This window comes from Modestobacter sp. VKM Ac-2979, from assembly GCF_026967995.1.
In the GTDB taxonomy this organism is placed as follows: Bacteria; Actinomycetota; Actinomycetes; order Mycobacteriales; family Geodermatophilaceae; genus Modestobacter.
Window position 1 is genome coordinate 102,371 of the sequence record NZ_JAPVBO010000003.1, and the last position, 19,772, is coordinate 122,142.

18 protein-coding genes and 1 riboswitch are annotated in these 19,772 nt (G+C 72.9%); of the genes, 16 read left to right on the forward strand and 2 right to left on the reverse strand.

Annotated elements, in window-relative coordinates:
- Positions 1-106 precede the first annotated feature (106 nt).
- From O2W15_RS09365 to O2W15_RS09405, 9 genes are all read left to right on the forward strand, one after another.
- Entirely contained in the window at positions 107-1,117 is a 1,011-nt protein-coding gene (locus O2W15_RS09365; RefSeq protein ID WP_269179204.1) for a phosphotransferase enzyme family protein, read from the forward strand.
- 142 nt (positions 1,118-1,259) lie between these two features.
- Positions 1,260-2,738 (forward strand): APC family permease, encoded by a 1,479-nt coding sequence (locus O2W15_RS09370; protein WP_269179205.1) that lies wholly within the window; start codon positions 1,260-1,262, stop codon positions 2,736-2,738.
- A gap of 133 nt (positions 2,739-2,871) precedes the next feature.
- Entirely contained in the window at positions 2,872-4,005 is a 1,134-nt protein-coding gene (gene solA / locus O2W15_RS09375; protein WP_269179206.1) for an N-methyl-L-tryptophan oxidase, read from the forward strand.
- 42 nt (positions 4,006-4,047) lie between these two features.
- A complete protein-coding gene (locus O2W15_RS09380; RefSeq protein WP_269179207.1) occupies positions 4,048-5,049 on the forward strand; it encodes a phosphotransferase in 1,002 nt (333 codons plus the stop codon).
- Positions 5,046-5,789, forward strand: a complete 744-nt coding sequence (locus tag O2W15_RS09385) for a histidine phosphatase family protein (RefSeq protein ID WP_269179208.1) — start codon at positions 5,046-5,048, stop codon at positions 5,787-5,789. Before O2W15_RS09380 ends, O2W15_RS09385 begins: the two co-directional genes overlap by 4 nt.
- Before the next feature lie 116 nt (positions 5,790-5,905).
- Complete coding sequence (locus O2W15_RS09390) at positions 5,906-6,709, forward strand: SDR family NAD(P)-dependent oxidoreductase (RefSeq protein ID WP_269179209.1); 804 nt, start codon at positions 5,906-5,908, stop codon at positions 6,707-6,709.
- Between the two features lie 133 nt (positions 6,710-6,842).
- Positions 6,843-8,432, forward strand: a complete 1,590-nt coding sequence (locus O2W15_RS09395) for an amidohydrolase (protein ID WP_269179210.1) — start codon at positions 6,843-6,845, stop codon at positions 8,430-8,432.
- Complete coding sequence (locus O2W15_RS09400; RefSeq protein WP_269179211.1) at positions 8,429-8,851, forward strand: ester cyclase; 423 nt, start codon at positions 8,429-8,431, stop codon at positions 8,849-8,851. The genes O2W15_RS09395 and O2W15_RS09400 overlap by 4 nt, the downstream gene beginning before the upstream one ends.
- A gap of 188 nt (positions 8,852-9,039) precedes the next feature.
- Positions 9,040-10,740 (forward strand): amidohydrolase, encoded by a 1,701-nt coding sequence (locus tag O2W15_RS09405; RefSeq protein WP_269179212.1) that lies wholly within the window; start codon positions 9,040-9,042, stop codon positions 10,738-10,740.
- Between the two features lie 89 nt (positions 10,741-10,829).
- On the opposite strand, the gene O2W15_RS09410 is transcribed toward O2W15_RS09405, so the two are convergent.
- Entirely contained in the window at positions 10,830-11,660 is an 831-nt protein-coding gene (locus O2W15_RS09410) for an IclR family transcriptional regulator domain-containing protein (protein WP_269179213.1), read from the reverse strand.
- Positions 11,661-11,732: 72 nt separating this feature from the next.
- Positions 11,733-13,235 carry an amidohydrolase family protein gene (locus tag O2W15_RS09415; protein ID WP_269179214.1) on the reverse strand — a complete coding sequence of 501 codons (1,503 nt, stop codon included), beginning with the start codon at positions 13,233-13,235 and terminating at the stop codon, positions 11,733-11,735.
- 220 nt (positions 13,236-13,455) lie between these two features.
- On the opposite strand from O2W15_RS09415, the gene O2W15_RS09420 reads away from it, so the two are divergent.
- The 7 genes from O2W15_RS09420 to O2W15_RS09450 all read left to right on the forward strand — a co-directional run bounded on the left by O2W15_RS09420 (position 13,456) and on the right by O2W15_RS09450 (position 19,768).
- Entirely contained in the window at positions 13,456-14,643 is a 1,188-nt protein-coding gene (locus O2W15_RS09420) for a CaiB/BaiF CoA transferase family protein (RefSeq protein ID WP_269179215.1), read from the forward strand.
- The gene (locus O2W15_RS09425) at positions 14,640-15,464 is read left to right on the forward strand and encodes a citryl-CoA lyase (RefSeq protein WP_269163239.1); all 825 of its coding nucleotides are present in this window, start codon (positions 14,640-14,642) and stop codon (positions 15,462-15,464) included. Before O2W15_RS09420 ends, O2W15_RS09425 begins: the two co-directional genes overlap by 4 nt.
- Positions 15,457-16,335 carry an extradiol ring-cleavage dioxygenase gene (locus O2W15_RS09430; protein ID WP_269163238.1) on the forward strand — a complete coding sequence of 293 codons (879 nt, stop codon included), beginning with the start codon at positions 15,457-15,459 and terminating at the stop codon, positions 16,333-16,335. Before O2W15_RS09425 ends, O2W15_RS09430 begins: the two co-directional genes overlap by 8 nt.
- Positions 16,332-16,691 carry a hypothetical protein gene (locus O2W15_RS09435; protein WP_269179216.1) on the forward strand — a complete coding sequence of 120 codons (360 nt, stop codon included), beginning with the start codon at positions 16,332-16,334 and terminating at the stop codon, positions 16,689-16,691. The genes O2W15_RS09430 and O2W15_RS09435 overlap by 4 nt, the downstream gene beginning before the upstream one ends.
- Before the next feature lie 4 nt (positions 16,692-16,695).
- Complete coding sequence (locus O2W15_RS09440) at positions 16,696-17,670, forward strand: quinone oxidoreductase family protein (RefSeq protein WP_269179217.1); 975 nt, start codon at positions 16,696-16,698, stop codon at positions 17,668-17,670.
- A 157-nt stretch (positions 17,671-17,827) separates the two neighbouring features.
- A riboswitch (cyclic di-AMP (ydaO/yuaA leader) is annotated at positions 17,828-17,979 on the forward strand.
- A 21-nt stretch (positions 17,980-18,000) separates the two neighbouring features.
- Positions 18,001-18,897 (forward strand): hypothetical protein, encoded by an 897-nt coding sequence (locus O2W15_RS09445; protein WP_269179218.1) that lies wholly within the window; start codon positions 18,001-18,003, stop codon positions 18,895-18,897.
- Positions 18,898-18,940: 43 nt separating this feature from the next.
- Entirely contained in the window at positions 18,941-19,768 is an 828-nt protein-coding gene (locus O2W15_RS09450; RefSeq protein WP_269179219.1) for an alpha/beta hydrolase, read from the forward strand.
- Positions 19,769-19,772 lie beyond the last annotated feature (4 nt).

The window sequence follows — 19,772 nt, forward strand, 5'->3', positions numbered from 1 at the left end:
CGCTGCCAGTCTTCTCGCGTCAAAGTGACGCCGGGCACACAACCGTCCCGACGTCCGCGGTCATCGCAACGACGCGAGACCGGCTGTGGCCGGGCAGGAGGACAACGTGGCGCTCATCGACGAAACCGCGGCCCGCCGGCTGGCCCATGCAGCGCTGGGTGCCTACGGGCTGGCCGGCGCGGCGCTCCACTTCGTGAAGTACCGGGAGAACTACGTCTTCCGGGCTGAGCACGGCGGCGAGTCCTTCGCGGTGCGACTGCACCGGCGCGGTGTCCACTCGACCGACGCGGTGCGGACCGAACTCGACTACCTGGTCGCGCTGGGCGATCGCGGGTTCCCGGTGTCCCGGGCGGTGGCGACCGTGTCCGGCGAGGTCGTCTGCATCGTCGAGGACGAGACCGGCGCCTCGCACCAGGTCGACGTGCAGCGCTGGGTCGACGGGGCTGAGCCGCTGGGTGACATCGGGGCGGCCTTCGACGGCAGCAGTCAGCTGCAGCCGGCGGACTGCCACCGCCTGGGACAGCTGGCAGCCGAGCTGCACGGGCACCTGCAGGAACTGGGTCGGCTGCCCGGGTTCAGCCGTGCGGCCTGGGACACGGACGGGCTCGTGGGCGAAGCGGCCCTGTGGGGCAACCCGATGGCGCTGGACGGGATGTCGGCGGGGGACCGGGGAGTCCTGAGCGGTGCCATCGCCGGTCTGACGGTGGACCTCGCGACGCTGGGCTCCGGGCCGGAGGTGTACGGCGTCATCCACGCCGACTTCACCCCGGAGAACATCCTGGTCCGCGGCGACGAGCTCGTGGTGATCGACTTCGACGACTTCGGCGAGGGCTGGCACCTGTTCGAGCTCGCCACGATCCTCTTCTTCTACCGCCCCCACCCCCGGTTCACCGAGTACTCCGACGCCGCGATCGCCGGCTACCGGTCCCGCCGCCCGCTGGGTGAGGACCAGCTGCGCCTGTGGACCGGGATGCTCCTCGCCCGTGGGCTCACCTACCTGGGTTGGGCAGCGGAGCGCCGCGGCGACGAGACCGCCGAGTTCATCGCCGAGCACGTGACGCCGGTGGTGGTCGGGCTCGCTCGTGACTTCCTGTCGGAGCGCGCCCAGCTGGTCTGACCGCCGCGCGGCCGACGGTGCACCCGGGGCCGGTGCGGCAGGTCCCGGCACCACGCTCAGCCGGCGCGTCCACGGCAGCACGCGACGACGTCGTCCACGTCCTCTTCCCCCCGATCACCCGACCCGCGAGACAGGACCTGACATGAGTGAGAGCACAGCTCTGGGCGCCACGGCCGCCGGGCCGGCGACCGCTGCCGACGACGGTTCGGCACCCCAGCTCCGCGGCCGGATGGGGGTGGTCGAGCTCGCGCTCACCGTCCTGGCCTTCGCTGCGCCGCTGGCGAGCGTGGTCGGCGTCCTGCCCCTGGTCATCCTGTTCGACGGTGTCGGAGCGCCACTGGCCTTCGCCGCCGCGACGGTGATGCTGCTCCTGTTCTCGGTCGGCTACACCACGATGAGCCGTTACCTCCCGAACCCGGGAGCGTTCTACGCCTACATCAGTGCTGGGATCAGCCGGGTGTTCGGGCTGGCTGCGAGCTTCATCGCGGTCCTCGGCTACCTGATGATCGGCCTCGGCATCACCTTGTTCTTCGGCATCGTCGCCCAGGACCTGGTGGCCACCACCTTCGGCGGGCCCACGTTGTCGTGGTGGCTGTACTCGCTCGCCCTCGTGGTGGTCGTCGGCGTCTTCGGCTACTTCCGGATCGACCTCTCGGCGCGAGTGCTCTCCGTGGTCATGGTCGTCGAGATCGCCATCGTGCTGGTCTTCGACGTCGCCGTTGCAGCCGACGGCGGCCCCGAGGGGCGCTCGCTGACCCCGTTCGCCTGGGGGTCCTTCACCGGTGGGACGGTCGGGGTCGCGGTGCTCTTCGCCGTCGTCACCTTCATCGGCTTCGAGGCCACCGCGATCTTCCGCGAGGAGACCAAGGACCCGCGGCGGACGGTCCCCAGGGCGACCTACCTCGGGGTGGTGTTCATCGGCCTCTTCTACATCCTCACCACCTGGCTGATGATCGTCGCCTACGGCACCTCGAACGCCCCGGACGTGGCCGGCGCCAACGCGCCCGGCATGTTCACCGACGCCGCCGACCAGTTCGTCGGGACGTGGGCGCGCGACGTGATCTCGGTCCTGGTCGTGACATCCGCCTTCGCGGCGGTGCTGTCCTGCCAGAACATCGTCGCCCGCTACGGCTACTCGCTCGGCGTCGACCGGGCCCTGCCGCCGGTCCTGGGACGCGTGCACCCCCGCCACGGGTCCCCCTACATCAGCTCGCTGGTGCTCACCGGTCTGTTCCTCATCGGGGTACTGGCCTTCTCGGGCACCGATCCGGCCATCTCCTACTCGTGGCTGGCCGGAGCCGGCGGCTTCCCCCTCCTGCTGCTGATGTTCTTGACCAGCGTGTCCGTCGTCGTCTTCTTCCACCGGTCGCGGGCGGACATCGACGACTCCACCCCCTGGCACACGCTGATCGCTCCGCTGCTGGCCATGGCCGCCCTGGGCACCGCCCTCTACCTGGCGTTCACCAACTTCGCGCTGCTGACCGGTGGGGACCGCGGCACGGCGATCGCCCTGCAGGTCGTCATCTGGGCCGTGTTCCTCGGCGGCATCCTGCTCGCGCTCTTCTACCGGTCGAAGCGTCCGGAGGTCTACGCGCGGATCGGTCGGCAGAAGATCAACTGACCTCCAGCACCTCCCCGGCTCCAGTCGCTCGCGCCTGCAGGCGACTGGACCCACGACCCGGCACACCTCGACCCAGTGCTCGCGCTCCGCGGGTGACCGACCGACCGAAGACGCAGAACGAGGAGGAGCCGCCATGAGCACCTACGACGTGATCATCATCGGAGCAGGGACCTGGGGAGGGGCCACGGCATGGGCCCTCGCCGAGCGGGGGGAGCGGGTGCTCGCCATCGACGCCTTCCACCCGCCGCACGAGCACGGCTCGCACGGCGGGGCCACGCGCCTGGTCCGCCAGTCCAACAGCACCGGACCGCAGTACGTGGAGCTGACCCAGCGCGCCTTCGAGATCTGGGACCAGATCGCCGCGCGCACCGGCGAGGAGGTCATGATCGAGACCGGCAACGTGTTCGTCGGCGCACCGGGTTCCCGGTGGTTCGACAACACGCTGGCCAACCTCGCGGCCTCGCCCTTCGAGCACGAGGTCTTCCAGACGGCGGAGGCCCGGCAGCGCTTCCCGCGGCTGCGCGTCGGCGACGGCGAGCTGGCCGTGTGGGAACCGCGCGGCTCGGTGGGGCAGGTGCCCGCCGCGCTCCGCGCCATGCAGCGGCTCGCCCGTGAGGCGGGTGCGGAGTTCCGCTTCGACGAGCCGGTGCGCGACTGGGCGACCGACGAGTCGGGCGTGACCGTCCGGACCGAGCAGGGGACCTACCGCGCCGAGCGGCTCATCGTGACGGCCGGCGCCTTCTCGACCCAGCTCCTGGGCCTGGACCTGCCCACCAGCGTCGAGCGTCAGGTCCTGGCCAACTTCGCGGTCGACCCGGGCGCCCCGCGGCTGCCCTCGATGTACTTCGCAGCGCCCCCGGGAGACGACTCGGCGCCCAGCTACGGCTGTCCTGAACCGGACGGCACGTTCAAGTTCAGCGTGGTCGGCAAGGGCGACGTGATCGCCCCCGAGGACCTCGCGCAGGACGTGACGCCGGCCGATCTCGAGCGGGTGCTCGCCGTCGTCCGCGACCGGGTGCCGGAGGTCTCGGGCGAGCCGCTGCGCACGACGGTCTGCATGTGGACCGAGGCCACGGACGGGCACTGGCTCATCGGCCGGTACCCGGACAGCGACCGCGTGACCTACGGAGCGGCCTGCAACGGCCGGGGCTTCCGGTACGCCCCGGTCGTCGGGCAGGCCCTCGCCGACCTGTCCGCCGGGACGGCCCGCCCGGATCTCGGGATCTTCGAGCCGACCCGGTTCGAGATCTCGCCGGTCACCGCCTGACCCGGCTCCGCCCCCATCGTCGTGGACGTACAGGAGACCCCCATGGACCACGCAACGCCGCCCCCAGCCTCGACCGACGAGGTCGAGGCCCAGCAGCCCGGGACGACGGCCACAGCCTCGGCCGAGGAGGCGCAGGCGGAACAGGAGATCCGGTCGGTACTGGCGCAGCTGCCCGGCTTCGAGGGCGAGGACACGCGCTGGAGGTGGCTGAGCGGGGGAGGGGCGCACAAGAACTTCCTCGTGACCGCGGGTGACCGGCAGGTCGTCGTCAAGCTGTGGAACTGCATGTGGGAGGGCGTGGCGGTCGTGCCTCCCGCGCCGGTGGTCTTCCACAACACCCGGGAGGCCGGCGCGATCGGGATCGGGGCCCCCGTGGTCGCCGTCGTCCAGGAGCCACTCGCGCTCGTGATCGACTTCCTGCCCGGTCAGGTCATGGACCGTGGTGGCGACGGCTGGATCCCCCGGCTGGCGGCGAAGACCCGCCAGCTGCACGACTCGGGCATCCAGTTCGCCAACGACTACAACCCGTTCGCGGAGAACCGGAAGATGTTCTCCGTCGCCCGGCATCGCGGTGCCGCCTTCCCCGACGACATCGCCGAGCTGCAGCGCGAGGTCGCGCGGGTCGAGCAGGTGCTCGACCTGCGGGTCAACGAGTTCGTGCCCTGCCACAACGACCTCTACGGCGCCAACATCCTCGAGTGCGCCGAGGGCATCCGGCTGATCGACTACGACCTGTCCGGCATGGGCGACCGGTGCTATGACCTGGGCTTTGCCAGCGCCTACTGCGAGATGGACGTCGACCAGGTCAACCGGCTCTGCGAGTCCTACGTCGGAGGCGTCGACGAGCAGACCGTGGCCCGGACGCGGTTGTTCGCGGTCGCGGCCGACTGGGCCTCCCTGGGGCTCTGGATGGTCGCGCTCTCGATGGCCGACACCAACGACGACTACGACTACGCAGGCGAGTTGGCGAGCAGCTGCCGCCGACTGCGACGTGCTCTGGACGCCGACGACTTCGGACGGCAGCTCGAGCGGGTCCGGCGGTGAGCTCATCGGCGCCGACCGGTCCGCCCCCCGACGTGCCGGCGGACCTGCAGGCACCCTTCCTCCGCCCGGACCGCGCCACCGAGGTGGTGCTGGTCCGGCACGGATCTGCGGAGCACCGGGTCGCGCCGTCGCCGGGCGGTGACGGCGCCATCGAGGGCCAAGCGGACTCTCCGCTGACGGCGGCCGGTGTCGTCCAGGCGCGGGCCGTGGCGCGACGGCTGGCGCCGGTCGCGGTCGACCGTCTCTTCGTGACGACCCTCCAGCGCACGCACCAGACGGCCGCCCCGCTCGCCGAGGCGCTCGAGCTGTCCCCGGAGGTCGTGGCCGACCTGCGGGAGGTCTCGCTGGGGGTGCTGGAGGGTGGCGAGTTCGAGCGGCGACGTCGGGCCGGTGACACGGTGCTGGCCGAGGCCTTCGCCGCGCAGCGATGGGACGTGATCCCCGGTGCCGAGTCGATGGACGCCTTCGCACAGCGGGTTCGCCGTGGCCTCGAGCGTGTCGCCGAGGTCACCGGGCCGGATGCCACCGCCGTGGCCGTCGTCCACGGCGGCGTGATCGCCGAGCTCTGCCACCAGGTGACCGGCAGCGAGCGGTTCGCCTTCATCCACGTCGAGAACGCCTCGTTCACGACGCTGATCCGGTCATCCGGGGGCGTCTGGCGCCTGCGCAGCTTCAACGACACGACGCACCTGGTGGGTCAGCCGGATCCCAGGACCGCTGCACCGGCCGATCTCGGCTGACTGCTCACCGGACGGAACATCAGCTCTCCTCGCGGTGCCGCGGTATCGCCACCGCGCCCATCCCAACGACGGGAACAGCCATGGAACCCAGGCATCCAGTTCAGCGCACCGCCATCGTGACCGGGGGCGGTTCGGGCATCGGCGCGGCCAGTGCTGCGGCGCTGGCGGCCGACGGGTGGGACGTCGTCATCTGCGGCCGCCGGGAAGCGGCCCTGCGGACGGTGGCGGACCAGACCGGTGCCCATCCCGTCGTCGCCGACATGGACCGGCCGGCCAACATCCGGGCACTCGTCGCCGCGGCCGTCGAACGGTACGGACGCCTCGACGGCCTGGTGCTGAACGCGGGCATCGTCCTCCCCGGTCCGGTCGGCGACCTCACCGACGAGGACTGGGAGGCGATGGTCAGCACCAACCTCACCGGCCCGTTCCTGCTCACCCGGGAGGCACTCCCGCACCTGCTCGCAGTCCGCGGCGCCATCGTCGGGGTGGCCTCGGCGGCCGCGCTGCGAGCGACTGCCGGCATCGCGGGATACGACGCGACCAAGGCCGGCCTGGCGATGCTCATGCAGTCGGTCGCCGTCGACTACGGGCCGATGGGCGTGCGCGCCAACGCGGTGTGCCCGGGGTGGACGCGCACGGAGATGGCGGACATGGAGATGACCGAGGCCGGCACGTCCGCGGGCGTGGACCGGGAGGAGGCCTACCGCCTGGCCACCGCGTTCGTCCCGTCGCGACGGGCGGCGCATGCCCGGGAGGTCGCCGAGGTGATCGCCTGGCTGCTGTCGCCGAAGGCCTCCTACGTCAACGCCGCGGTCCTCCCGGTCGATGGGGGGCTCGTCGCCGTCGAGCCGGGCGCCATCGGCTTCGACCCCCGTGTCGCCGTGGGTGCCGACGCCCCGGCGCCGGTGGCCACCCCCTGACCGGGCGGGTCGCAGCCGGGGCCTCCGCCCGGCCGCGGTCCGTCTCCCGTCCCGTCGTCCACCCGGGACGTCCGGACCGCTCGTCCACCACGAGGCGCGACACCCTGTCCGCCCGAACAGGAAGAGGTACCCGATGCCCACCGCGTACACGAACGGCCGGATCTACACCGTGGACCCAGGGGCGCCCTGGGTCGAGGCGGTCCTGGTCACCGACGGCGTCTTCACCGCCGTCGGCACCGAGGACGAGATCCGTGCGGTCGCACCCGAGGGCACGGAGTTCGTGGACCTCGACGGGCGGATGGCGATGCCCGGTCTGCACGACGCACACACCCACCTGCTGTTCAGCGGCCTGAAGTTCCAGCACGAGTGCCGGCTGACCCCGATGGCCGACGCCCAGCAGGTGGTGGCCGACCTGACCGACTGCTCCGGTCACGACCACGGGCAGCTCAGCGGCTGGATCGTCGGCGGTGAGTTCATGCCGCCGGCCTTCGAGAACGGGCGGCCCGACCGCGCCGCCCTGGACGAGGCGTTCCCGGACCGGCCGGTCTTCCTCTACGACTACTCGATCCACCACGGTCTGGCCAACTCCCGTGCGCTCGAGCTGGCCGGGCTGAGCGCGCAGTCGCCGGACCCGGCGGGAGGCCGGTTGATGCGGCGAGAGGGCTCGGACGAGCTCACCGGCGAGCTGGTCGAGCGGGGCACGTGGCCGGTCCAGCGCGCCATCCCCGACTACCCGGCCCGGACCTACCGAGACGCCGTGGCATGGGCGGCCCGGGTCTGCAACTCCGTCGGCATCACCTCGGTGCAGGAGGCGTCCGCCGGCTGGCAGGAGCTGCGCGCGCTCAACGAGCTCGACGCCGCAGGTGAGCTGCCCCTGCAGGTCGCCGCACACCTGGTCTGGCGTGAGGAGGGCTTCGGCATGGCGTCCGCAGCCGACCTCGAGCGCCTCATCGAGCAGCGGGCCGACTTCGCTTCCCCGCACGTGGAAACCCGCTTCGTGAAGCTCTGGCTGGACGGGGCCCCGCTGCCGCCGCACTTCACCGAGGCCGGCATGGACGAGGACGGCAACGTGGTGCGCGACAAGATCGTCGTCTCCGACGAGGACCTGCACCCGGCGCTGCAGCGTTTCGACGCGCAGGGGCTGCAGATCAAGGTGCACTGTGCCGGCACGGGGTCGGTCCGGGTGGCGCTGGACGCCTTCGCCGAGGTGCGTCGGGTCAACGGCCCAGGAGGACCGACGCACGAGATCGCGCACTGCACGTACATCGACGATGCCGACTACGCGCGGTTCGCCGAGCTGGACGTGGTCGCCGAGATGTCCCCGGCCATCTGGCAGATCCCGGAGTACGACGCCGTCCTGGGGGAGGGGTACCGCTTCGCGACGCTGCGGCAGGCCGATGCCCGGCTCACGGTCGGCTCGGACTGGATCATCACGCCGGACCCGAACCTGTTCCCCGCCCTCCAGGGCATGCTCCAGCGCCGGGACCAGTCGGTCGACCTCGAGTACGCACTGCGGGCGCTCACGATCGCGGGCGCCGAGGCAGTGGGACGCGCCGAACGGCAAGGCTCGATCGAGCCCGGCAAGTCGGCGGACTTCATCGTCCTGGACCGCAACCTGCTCGAGGTCGATGCCGACGAGATCGGTGGCACCCAGGTGCTGCGCACGGTCTTCGAGGGCCGGACCGTCTTCGAGGCGACCGACCAGCCGGCGGTGCAGGCGTGAGCGCGGCAGCGAACGAGCAGGCGGTCCGCGCCCTCTACGACGCCTGGAACCGCCGGGACCTCGACGGCTGGGTCGGCGCGTTCACCCCGGACGCGACCTGGCACAACGCGCCGTCGGGGGAGACCTTCACCGGGCCCGACGGCATGGCGCAGAACTACCGCAACTGGGACAAGCCCTTCCCCGACGGCCTCTGCACCGAGATCGAGGTGCTGGCCGCAGAGGACTTCGCCGTCGGCCGCTTCATCGCCCGCGGGGTGAACTCGGGCCCCCTCGCCGGCCCGGACGGTGAGGTCCCGGCCACCGGCCGGAGCCTGGCCGTCCCGTTCTGCGACGTCCATCGGCTCCGCGACGGACGCATCACCTCCACCGACCGGTACTGGGACCAGGCGAGCGTCGACCGGGCGCTCGGCCTGAGCTGACCGCACCTCCCGCCCGCAGTCGGGCCGACCGCGTCGCACGACCGCGGTCGGCCCGATCGCACGAACAGCGACCAGTCGATGACCCGGGCGTCGATCCGGGGCGAGCCTCTACCCCCGCCCGGGAACGGGAACCACCTCGAGCACGCCCCGCGGCAGCAGGTGGCTGCCCGGTCCAGAGAGGAGATCCGATGGACGAGACGACCGAGAGCGGCGCCGAACTGGTGGTCCGCAACGCCAGGATCTGGACGCAGGACCCTGAGCGCCCGTGGGCCACGGCGCTCGCCGTCCGGGGCGGGTCCCTGGTGGCGGTGGGCGCGGACGAGGAGGTCGCCGGTCACGTCGGTGCGGACACCGAGGTGGTCGACCTGGACGGCGCGATGGTCATGCCGGGCCTGAGCGAGGGGCACGTGCACCTCGGGCTCGGTGGCGCCCAGGCGGCCTTCGAGCTGCCGCTGCTCCCCACCGACGGCCTGGACGACGTGCTGGCGAAGGTCCGCGACTGGGCGAGCCGGCTCGGGCCGGACGACTGGGTCGTCGGCGGCATCGTCGGCGCCACCCTGCTGGACACGCTGGCGGACCGGCGCTTCCTGCAGCTGCTCGACGAGGCCAGCGGGGGTCGGCCGGTGCTGCTGCGCGACGACTCCATGCACAACCGCTGGGTCAGCAGCCGGACGCTCGAGCTGATGGGGGTCGGCCCGTCGACCCCGGACCCGGAGGGCGGCCGCTACGTCCGGGACGCCGAGGGACATCTCACCGGGCTGCTGTACGAGTTGACCTCCTCGGTGGCCGAGAGCGCGTTCGCCGCCTCCATCCCGGACAAGCGGACCCGGACCCGGACCGCCGTGGCAACCGCGGTGCAGGTGCTGAACTCCTACGGCATCACCGCCGCGCAGGACGCCGCCACGATGGGGCTGGCCTACGCGATGCTGCGGGACCTGGAGGACGCCGGAGAGCTCACCGCCCGGGTCGTCACGTCCGCGCCCGTCCGCCAGTTCCTGGAGGAGGGGACGACCGGTGACGAACTGATCGCGGAGGTCCGTGCCAGGCCCGGCACGATCGTGCGGCCGGACTTCGTCAAGGTGGTGCTCGACGGGGTGCCGATGACCCGGACCACAGCCCTGCTCGAGCCCTACCTCTGTTCCCACGGGCAGACGGACACCACCGGGGAGATCTACTGGACCCTCGAGGACCTGGTCGCGCAGGTGGAGCGGTGCTACGACCTGGGGATGGGCGCCAAGTTCCACGCCACCGGTGACGCCTCGGTGCGCCTGGTGCTCGATGCCGTGGAGCAGGTGCGCGGGGAGCGTGGCCCGGGGCCGCTGTTCCAGATCGCCCACGTGGAGTTCATCCACCCCGACGACGTCCCGAGGTTCGGGGCGCTGGGGGTCGTCGCCGACGCCTCCCCGTTCATCTGGTTCCCCAGCGTGCTGCAGGAGAGCATCCAGCAGCAGGTCCCGGGGGAGCTGGTGGCGGCCTCCTGGCCGTTCCGCAGCCTGCTCGACTCCGGCGCGGCCGTCGCCGGTGGTTCCGACTGGCCGTGCTCGGCCCCCACGCCCGACCCGTGGACGGGTCTGCAGACGATGGTGACCCGGCGGAGTCCCGATCCGTCGATCGAAGGTTCGCTGAACCCCGGGCAGGCGATCACCCTGGAGGAGGCGATCACGGCCTTCACCAGCGCCCCGGCCGAGGCGATGGGGCTGGGTGAGGTGACCGGCCGGTTGACGTCGGGTCGGTCCGCGGACTTCATCGTGCTGGACCGGCACCTCTTCGAGGTCGACATCGCCCAGGTGCACGCCACCCGGGTGTTGCGCACCTACTTCGCCGGTCGGCTCGTCCACACCGCAGCCGACGGCACCTCGCCCGAGGCGGTTGCCGCCACCGGCCAGTAGGCCCTGTTCCGTGACGCGCCCTGGACCGGGCGGGACCCGCTGACCCGGTCCACGGCCTGCGGTCCTACGCCTCCCCGCGGGAGTCGCGGTCAGCCGGCGGCGGTCGAGCCGTCCGGCCGGCGGGTGACCTCGACGTGCGGCCGGGTCTGCCACAGCGCCCACTCGGCGCTGATGTCCCCGGCGGTGCGCAGCAGCCGGGGGAGGTGCTCGGTGAGCAGCCGGTCGGTCGAGGTCTCGGCGGCGTGCACCGTCACGTTCATCGCGGCGCGCACGGCGCCGGCGCCGTCCCGGACCGGCACCGCGACCGAGCGGACGCCGGGGGCCAGCTCCTCGTCGGCCAGTGCCCAGCCACGGGCGCGGACCTCGGTCAGCTCGGTCTGCAGGTGGTCGGCGGAGCGACCGATGTAGGTCGGCAACCCGGCCCGGCTCGGCTGGGCGAGGGTGGCCTCCAGCTCGGCGGGGGAGAGGCCGGCGAGCAGCACCTTGCCCTGCGAGGTCTGCACGGCGGGGAAGCGCGTCCCGATCTCCACCCGCAGCGTGATGAGCTTCGGGACGGCGACCCGGGCGACGTAGACGATGTCCGAGCCGTCGAGCTGGGCCATCGAGGAGGACTCGCCGGTCTGTGCGACCAGCGCCTCCAGGTGCGGGCGGGCGATCTCCCACAGCCCCAGCGCCCCGACGTAGGCCATGCCGAGGGTGAGCACCTTCGGGGTGAGCCGGAAGGCACCGGCGGAAGACCGGACGAAGCCGAGCTCCTCCAGGGTGAGCAGCAGCCGTCGCGCGGTCGGCCGGGCCAGCCCGGCGGCGGTCGCGACGTCGCTCAGTGACATGACCGGGTGGTCGGCGTCGAAGCAGGCCAGCACGTCCAGCCCGCGCGCGAGCGCCTCCACGAAGTCCGGCCCCGTGCCCCGTCCTGCCACTGTGTGCCACCTCCCCGTCCCGTTGCTGCTGGTGCGTCGCACCGCGCCGGGCCGGCGCGGTGCGACGGGTGTTCAGTGCGAGCTGTGCTGGTCCAGCGAGGGCTCGCCGAAGACGTTGCCCCGCGCTCCGTGGGTGGAGTGGGACTTGTACTCGGTGTAGGTGTACGGGTTGTCCAGCACGTCGTCGTCCGGCAGCGCCGGGTTCATGCCCGCCGCCCACGCCTCCGGGCCGAGGGTCGACTGCAGGTGCTCGACCGTCGCGTCGACGGTCCGCCGCACCGCGGCCAGGTCGGCACCGACCAGCTGGTGCTCGTGCTTCACCACCCGGCCGCCGACGAGCACGGTGTGCACGTCGCCGCGCTGGGCCTGGAAGGCCACGTGCCCGTAGGGGTTCAGCAGCGGGAAGGAGACCGGCGACCGGTCGTTCTTGATCAGCACGACGTCGCCCTGCTTGCCCGGCTCCAGGCTGCCCAGGTCGTCCCGGCCCAGCGCCAGCGCGCCGCCACGGGTGGCCCAGTCGACGACCTGCTCGGCCCGCAGGTGCACCTGGGTGACCGTCTGCCCCTGGGCGTGCGCCTCCAGGTGCTCCCGCGACCGGTCGGCGCCCAGCGTGCTGCGCATCGCGGAGAACAGGTCGCTGCTCCACCACACGCTGGTGTCCATGGACAGCGAGACCGGGATGCCGTGCCGGCGCACCTGCCAGGTGGGCGGGTAGCCCTGCCCGGCGCTCTGCTCGGACTCCGTGGACACCGAGATCGAGCCGCCGGTCGCGGCGATCCGGTGGTAGGAGTCGGTGGTCAGCGTGGCGGCGTGCACGTAGACCGTCTCGGGGGTCATGAAGCCGTTCTCGTGCATCAGCCGGATGCCCTCGTCGCCGGTGGCCCCCCAGACGCCGGCGTGCGTGGTGACCGGCAGGCCCAGCTCGCGCGCCACCTCGAACGCCGGCTTCTCCGGGAACGCCGGGTCACCGGTGACGTCGAAGGCCAGCTGCAGGCCGAGCTTGCCCTCGTCCTGGCGACGCTTCAGGAACGCCTGCACGGCCGGGTCGGTGGCCCACTCCCAGGGACCGGCCTGGATGTTGCCGTAGGCCAGCAGGAACCGGCCCGGAACCGCGAGCAGGGCGTCGGCGGCGGCCTCGGCGTGGTCGACGGTCTGCAGCCCGTGCGACCAGTCGACGGTGGTGGTCACCCCGGCCTCGACGGCGTCCCAGGCCGACAGCAGGTTGCCGGCGTACACGTCCTCGGGGCGGAAGGCCTTGCCGTGCTCGAGGTAGTACCAGACGAAGTACTGGGTGAGCGTCCAGTCGGCGCCGTAGCCGCGCATCGCGGTCTGCCACATGTGCCGGTGGGTGTCGATCATGCCGGGCATCACGACGCCGCCCTGCGCGTCGATCTCCAGCGTCCCGGCCGGGACGTCGAGCTGCTGACCGACGGCGGCGATCTTCCCGTCCACGACCAGCACGTCGGCGTCGGGCAGCACGGTGTGCGCCTCGTCCATGGTCAGCACGGTGCCGTTGCGCAGCACGACCGGGCGGTCGGTCGCCTGCCCCGCGACGTCGGTGTCGGGCTGGGACATCGTCTACCTCCAGGCCGTCACCGGACTGTCGCGGACGAATGTCCGCACAACGGTCAGCCTGGCGACCGGCCCACTGTCAGGGTGACTGCGACCACATGTCAAGACAAGCGGGGCTCCAACGACTTCCAGTTGACAGCGGCTGTCGGACGTGTCGAGACTCGGCGTCACTCCGGACGCCCGTCCGCTTGACGGCGCTGCACCGCTCGAGGGGCCACACCCGATGACTGGACACCCACTGCCGCCCGGCAGCTCGCCGGGCCGGGGGCCGCTCTCCGGCCTGCTGGTGGCCGACTTCTCCCGGGTCCTGGCCGGGCCCTACGCCACCATGCTGCTGGCCGACATGGGGGCCGAGGTGGTCAAGGTGGAGAGCCCCGGCGGCGACGACACCCGCAGCTGGGCGCCGCCGGTGCGCGAGGGGGTGTCGACCTACTACCTGGGCGTGAACCGCAACAAGCGCTCCATCGCCCTGGACCTCAAAGACCCCGCCGACGCCGCTGCCGCGCAGGAGCTGGCTCGCCGCGCCGACATCGTGATCGAGAACTTCAAGACCGGCGGGCTGGGGCGCTTCGGCCTGGACTACGCGAGCGTCAGCGCGACCAACCCCCGGGTCGTCTACGCCTCGATCACCGGCTTCGGCAGCGGGCCGGCCGGGGCGCCGCTGCCCGGGTACGACCTGATCGTGCAGGCGATCTCCGGCCTGATGAGCCTCACCGGCGACCCCGAGGGCGAGCCGTTCCGGGCCGGCATCTCCGTCTTCGACGTGATGGCCGGGCTGCACGCCACCATCGGCGTGCTCTCGGCGCTGAACGTCCGGCACGAGACCGGCCGCGGCCAGCACGTCGAGGTCAACCTGCTGTCCTCGGCGCTGTCCGGGCTGGTCAACCACGCCAGCGCCGTCGTCGCCGGTGGCGTCGTCCCGTTCCGGATGGGCAACAGCCACCCGAGCCTGTTCCCCTACGAGCCGCTCCCGTGCGCCGACGGCGACCTGATCATCACCGCCGGCAACAACGGCCAGTTCCGCCGGCTGGTCGAGGTGCTCGGCGTGCCCGAGCTCGCCGACGACCCGCGGTTCGCCCGCAACGAGGACCGCACGGCCAACCGGGACGAGCTGCGCCCGCTGCTGGTCGAGCGGCTGAGCACCCGGTCCAAGCGGGACTGGTTCGACGACATCATCGCCGCGGGCGTGCCCTGCGGGCCGATCAACACCGTCGACCAGGGTGTGGCCTTCGCCGAGTCGATCGGCCTGGACCCGGTGGTGACCGTGGGGGAGGGCGAGGCGGCAGTGCCGTCGGTCCGCCACCCGATCACCTTCTCCGAGACCCCGGCCGACTACCGGCTGCCGCCGCCGGCCCTGGACGAGCACGGCGCCGAGCTGCGACGGTGGCTGGCCACCGAGGAGGACGCGTGACCACCCCCGAGTACCCGACCGCGCTGGGCGCCTCCAGCCGCGAGTCGATCACGCTGCTGGGCACCGACCTGGCCCGCGACGTCATGGGCACCGTCGGCTTCGGTGAGCTGGCCTTCTGGCTGGCCACCCAGCGGCGGCCCACACCGGGGGAGACCCGGGTCTTCGAGGCGGTGCTGGCCGCGCTCGCCGACCACGGCTTCACCCCGACCGCCATCGTCACCCGGCTCACCTACCTGTCGGCGCCGGACTCGGTGCAGGGGGCGCTCGCCGCCGGCCTGCTCGGCGGTGGCTCCCGGTTCCTCGGCGTCACCGAGGACTCCGGCCGGTTCCTGGACGACGTGCTGAAGGGCGTGGACGGTGAGCTGCCGACCGACGACGCCGGCTGGGACGCCCTGGCCCTGGAGACGGTGACCGCCCAGCGGGCGGCGCGGCGTTTCGTGCCCGGGCTCGGCCACCACGTGCACAAGGACGGCGACCCGCGCACCCCCCGGCTGTTCGAGATCGCGACCGAGGAGGGGCTGTTCGGCCCGCACCTGTCGCTGTTCGCCGCGATCGGCCGGGTGCACCCTCAGGTGCTCGGCAAGACCCTGCCGCTCAACGGCGCCGGGGTGTGCGGTGCCGCGCTGGCCGACCTGGGCCTGCCGCTGGAGCTGCTGCGCGGCTTCGCCCTGCTGGCCCGCACGGCCGGGCTGATCGGGCAGTTGGCCGAGGAGCTGCGGCACCCGGTGGCCAACGACGTCTTCCTGTCCGTGGACCTCAACAACCGGTCCGTCGCCCCCGACCCGTACCTCCCTGACCTCAACGGAGACAGTCATGGCTGAACTGGCCGCGGTGATCGCGTCCACCCACCACCCCTTCTACTACCGGGCCAGCACCGCCACCGGCGCTGACCGGCCGCCGTTCGCCGACGAGTGGGTGGCGAAGATCGAGGCGTTCCGCGAGACGCTGACCCGCGCGGAGCCCGACGTCCTGGTGATGGTCGGCAGCGACCACTTCCACCAGCTCTGGCTGGACAACATGCCGCAGTTCCTGGTGGGCAAGGCGCCGTTCTTCGACGCCAACTTCCACAACGAGGAGCGCGAGTTCGGGCTGCCGAAGATGACGCTGCGCGGCGAGGAGGACCTGGCGGCGCACCTGCTGCGGGACGGGCTGGACCGGGACTTCGACCTGGCCTTCAGCAACGAGCTGCGGATCGACCACAGCATCACCTGCCCGATCATCACACTGCGCCCGCAGGCCGACCTGCCGATCGTGCCGGTCTACACCAACATCTTCGCCCCGCCGCTGCCGCAGCCGAAGCGCTTCGTCCAGCTGGGCCGGGCGATCCGGGAGATGGTCGAGTCCTGGGAGAGCGACAAGCGGGTGGCGGTGATCGGCACCGGGCACCTGTCCCTGGAGCTGGGCGGGCCGCGGCAGTTCGGCGAGCACGGGCCGGACCCGGAGTTCGACCGCAAGGCCGTCGAGTGGATCGCCAGCGGGGACATCGAGGGGTGCCTGGCCGAGGTCTCCCTGGAGTCCCTGCACCACCCGGGCAACGCCACCCACGGGTTCATGGACTTCATGCTGATGATGGGCGTAGCCGGCGAGGGCGCGAAGGCCGACCACGTCGACACCCTGGACCTGTTCCACACCATGGAGGCGTACTTCACCTGGTACCCCAACGGGGTCCCGAGCGCGGGGGTGTCGGCATGAGCAAGTACCTGCTGGACAAGTTCCTGTTCACCGTCGACCGCGACCCCGAGCTGACCGAGCGCTACCGGGAGGACCCGGCCGGCACGGTCACCTGGTGGGAGGCCGAGATGGCCAACACCGTCCTCAACTGCATCCCCGCGGAGAAGACGACCTGGCTGGCCTTCACCGACGAGGAGCGGCGGGCGCTGGCCGCGCACGACCACGTCGCGCTGTTCCAGATGGGCGCGCACCCGTTCCTGACGCTCACCCTCTTCATCGCGCTGTTCGAACGCGACCACGGGCCGATGGAGTACCAGCGCGCCTACGGGAAGGCGATGGAGCACGTCTCCATGCCCTACCCCGACATCGCGACCTGAGCCGGTGCGCGCCGCCATCCTGACCTCGCCGGGCGAGCCGCCCGCCCTGGCGGACCACCCGGACCCGGTGCCCGGCGAGGGCCGGACCCTGGTCCGGGTGACCGCCGCCCCGGTCGTGCCGCTGGACCTGCTCTGCGCCTCCGGGACGTCGTACTTCGGCCGCCCGGCCGTGCCCTACGTGCCCGGCGTGCAGGGGGTGGGGGTCGTGGTGTCGTCGGCGGTGCTGGCGCCCGGCACCCGGGTCTGGTTCGCCACCTCGGCGGGGATGAGCCCGGGCGACGGCAGCCTGGGTGAGCTCTGCGCGGTGCCGGACGCCGACGTCGTCCCGCTCGCCGGGGACCTGCCCGACCCGGTCGTGGCGGCGCTGGGCCTGTCGGCGGTCGCCGGCTGGATGGCCCTGACCTGGCGCGGCCGGTTGCAGCCCGGGGAGCGGGTGCTGGTGCTCGGCGCCGGGGGCGCGGTCGGCCAAGCCGCGCTGGGCGCCGCCCGCGCGCTGGGGGCCGGGCGGGTGGTCGGGGTCTGCCGGTCGCCGTCCGCGGCCGACCGTGCCCGCCGGGCCGGCGCCGAGGACGTCGTCCTCACCGGGGACGGCGGCGACCTGGCGGCGCGGATCCGGCAGACGGTCGGCTCGGACGTCGACCTCGTCGTCGACCCGGTGTTCGGCGCCGTGGCGGCGGCCGCGTGCTCGGTGCTGGCGCCCGGCGGGCGGCTGGTCAACCTGGGTGGCGCGGCCGGGGACGCCGCCGAGTTCTCCTCCGCCGTGCTGCGCAGTCGGAGCATCGACGTGCTCGGCTACACCAACAACGCGCTCACCGGCGAGCAGCGGGCGGCCGCGCTGACCGCGGTGCTGCGGCACGCCGCGGCCGGGCAGCTCCGGGTGGAGCACGCCGTCCTCCCGCTGGCGCGGGTCGAGGAGGCCTGGGCGGCCACCGCCGCCGGGGGTGGGAGCCGGTCCGTCGTCGAGCTGTCGGCGCGCTGACCGGACACCGCCGGTGGTGACGGATGGGACGCGTGTGTCCGGAGAGTGACGCGACCACCGTCACCCGATGAAATGCCCGCAACCGATTGTCACGACTACATAACGCCGTTAGGTTGGCCGGGTCCAGTCGGTCGCCACGTCCCCACCCGGGGAGCCCGGCCGGACGCCGCCGAGTCGCCCTCCGGGGCGAGCCGGGGACCCACCGCACCACTGGGGTGAATCCCGCGCCCGGACGACCGTCCGGGCCGGGTAGGGCTGCTTCCCGCCCGAACCCGTCAGCTGACCTGGTAGGCGGCACACGGAAGACACCTGTACGGAGCACTCCTGCCCATGCGCGCCCGCACCACCACCTCTGCCGCCACCGGCCGACGCCGCCCGCCGGCCGGCATCCGCCGCCCCGGGCTGTACCTGGGCATCGCGGCGGCCGGAGCCGTCCTGGTCAACGTCGTCGTCGGCGTCGGCCCAGCGGCCCAGGCCGACCCCGTGGCGTCCCAGCCGGTGAGCGTCGCCGAGCAGCTGGGGCTGGCCGCCGAATCCGGCGCCGTCGACGGGACCGAGGACCTCCGGCCGCTCGAGGAGCTGGCAGCCAGCCGGGCCACCCGGGAGGCCGAGCAGACCGCCGCCCAGCAGGCCCAGGCCGCGGCCGACCAGGCCGTGCTCGACCAGCAGGCAGCGGAGGCGGAGGCAGCACGCCTCGCCGCCGAGGCCGCGGCCGCCGCGGAGGCCGAGGCCGCTCGGGTCGCCGCCGAGGCCGCTGCTGCGGCCGAGGCCGAGGCGCAGGCAGCCGCCGCCGCTCCGGCACGGGCCGCCGCCGCGGCCAAGCCCTCCGCCGCGGCGGCCGCGAGCCCCGGCACCGCGGTGTCCGCGATCGCCAAGATCAACAATTCCGCCGGACCGATCAAGCCGCAGGCGCAGGCGGCCGCGAACGCCGTGGTCAGCAACGTGCCCGGCGCCGGCTCGATCACCCTGGGCGGCACCCGGCCCAGCGCTGCCGACCCGCACGGTCACCCGTCGGGGCTGGCGGTGGACTACATGGTCATGTCCAACGCCGCCCTCGGGGATGCGATCGTCGCCTACCACGTGGCCAACTGGGCTGAGCTCGGCGTCGACTACATCATCTGGGAGCAGCGGATGCTCTCCTCGCCCGGTGGCTCCTGGAAGCAGATGGAGGACCGGGGCAGCGTGACGGCGAACCACTTCGACCACCCGCACGTCAACTACCGCTAGACGGCGCTGGCCCGGCCGGCCCCCAGCGCGCCACCATGGGGTGGTGCTGCGGTCGGTGCTCCGGGCCGCGCTGATCGGTGCCATCGTGCTGGTCGTGGTGGTCGGCCTGCTCTGGACGGTTCAGCGCCGCTTGGTGTACCTGCCCGACGCCGGTCCGGTGCCGCCCGCTGCCGAGGCCGTCCCCGGTGGCCGGGACGTCGAGCTGACCACCGCCGACGGGCTGACCCTCGGCGCGTGGTTCGTGCCCGGCCCGACGGCCGACGCACCGGCCGTGCTGGTGGCCAACGGCAACGGCGGCCACCGCGGGGTCCGGGCGCCGCTGGCCCGGGCGCTGTCGTCAGCGGGGCTGGCGGTGCTGCTGTTCGACTACCGCGGGTACGGCGGCAACCCGGGCAGCCCGACCGAGGCCGGGTTGGCGCTCGACGTCCGCGCGGCGCGCGACTGGCTGCTGGCCGACGGCGGGGTCCCCGCAGAGCGGCTCCTGTACTACGGGGAGAGCCTGGGCGCCGCCGTCGTCACCGAGCTGGCCGTCGACCACCCGCCGGCCGGGCTCGTGCTGCGCTCCCCGTTCGTCGACCTGGCCGCCGTCGGCAGCGAGCACTACCCGTTCCTGCCGGTCCGGTTGCTGCTGCGCGACCAGTACCCGGTGGCCGAGCAGGTCGCCCGGGTCGAGGTGCCCACCACCGTCGTCCTCGGCACCGCCGACTCGATCGTGCCGCCGGAGCAGAGCAGGGCGGTGGCCGCTGCCGCCGGGCAGCTGCACCGCATGGTCGAGGTGCCCGGCGCCGACCACAACGACGCCGTCCTGTTGGACGGCGACCAGCTGGTCGCCGCCGTCGTCGAACTGGCCCGCCTGACGACCGACCCCTGACCGA

Excerpts from the sequence above, each read along its gene's own strand:
- O2W15_RS09380 (WP_269179207.1), top strand. The coding sequence starts at position 4,048 with ATGGACCACGCAACGCCGCCCCCAGCCTCGACCGACGAGGTCGAGGCC.
- O2W15_RS09405 (WP_269179212.1), top strand. The coding sequence starts at position 9,040 with ATGGACGAGACGACCGAGAGCGGCGCCGAACTGGTGGTCCGCAACGCC.
- solA (WP_269179206.1), top strand. The coding sequence starts at position 2,872 with ATGAGCACCTACGACGTGATCATCATCGGAGCAGGGACCTGGGGAGGG.
- O2W15_RS09370 (WP_269179205.1), top strand. The coding sequence starts at position 1,260 with ATGAGTGAGAGCACAGCTCTGGGCGCCACGGCCGCCGGGCCGGCGACC.
- O2W15_RS09435 (WP_269179216.1), top strand. The coding sequence starts at position 16,332 with ATGAGCAAGTACCTGCTGGACAAGTTCCTGTTCACCGTCGACCGCGAC.
- O2W15_RS09395 (WP_269179210.1), top strand. The coding sequence starts at position 6,843 with ATGCCCACCGCGTACACGAACGGCCGGATCTACACCGTGGACCCAGGG.
- O2W15_RS09415 (WP_269179214.1), bottom strand. The coding sequence starts at position 13,235 with ATGTCCCAGCCCGACACCGACGTCGCGGGGCAGGCGACCGACCGCCCG.
- O2W15_RS09430 (WP_269163238.1), top strand. The coding sequence starts at position 15,457 with ATGGCTGAACTGGCCGCGGTGATCGCGTCCACCCACCACCCCTTCTAC.
- O2W15_RS09420 (WP_269179215.1), top strand. The coding sequence starts at position 13,456 with ATGACTGGACACCCACTGCCGCCCGGCAGCTCGCCGGGCCGGGGGCCG.
- O2W15_RS09445 (WP_269179218.1), top strand. The coding sequence starts at position 18,001 with ATGCGCGCCCGCACCACCACCTCTGCCGCCACCGGCCGACGCCGCCCG.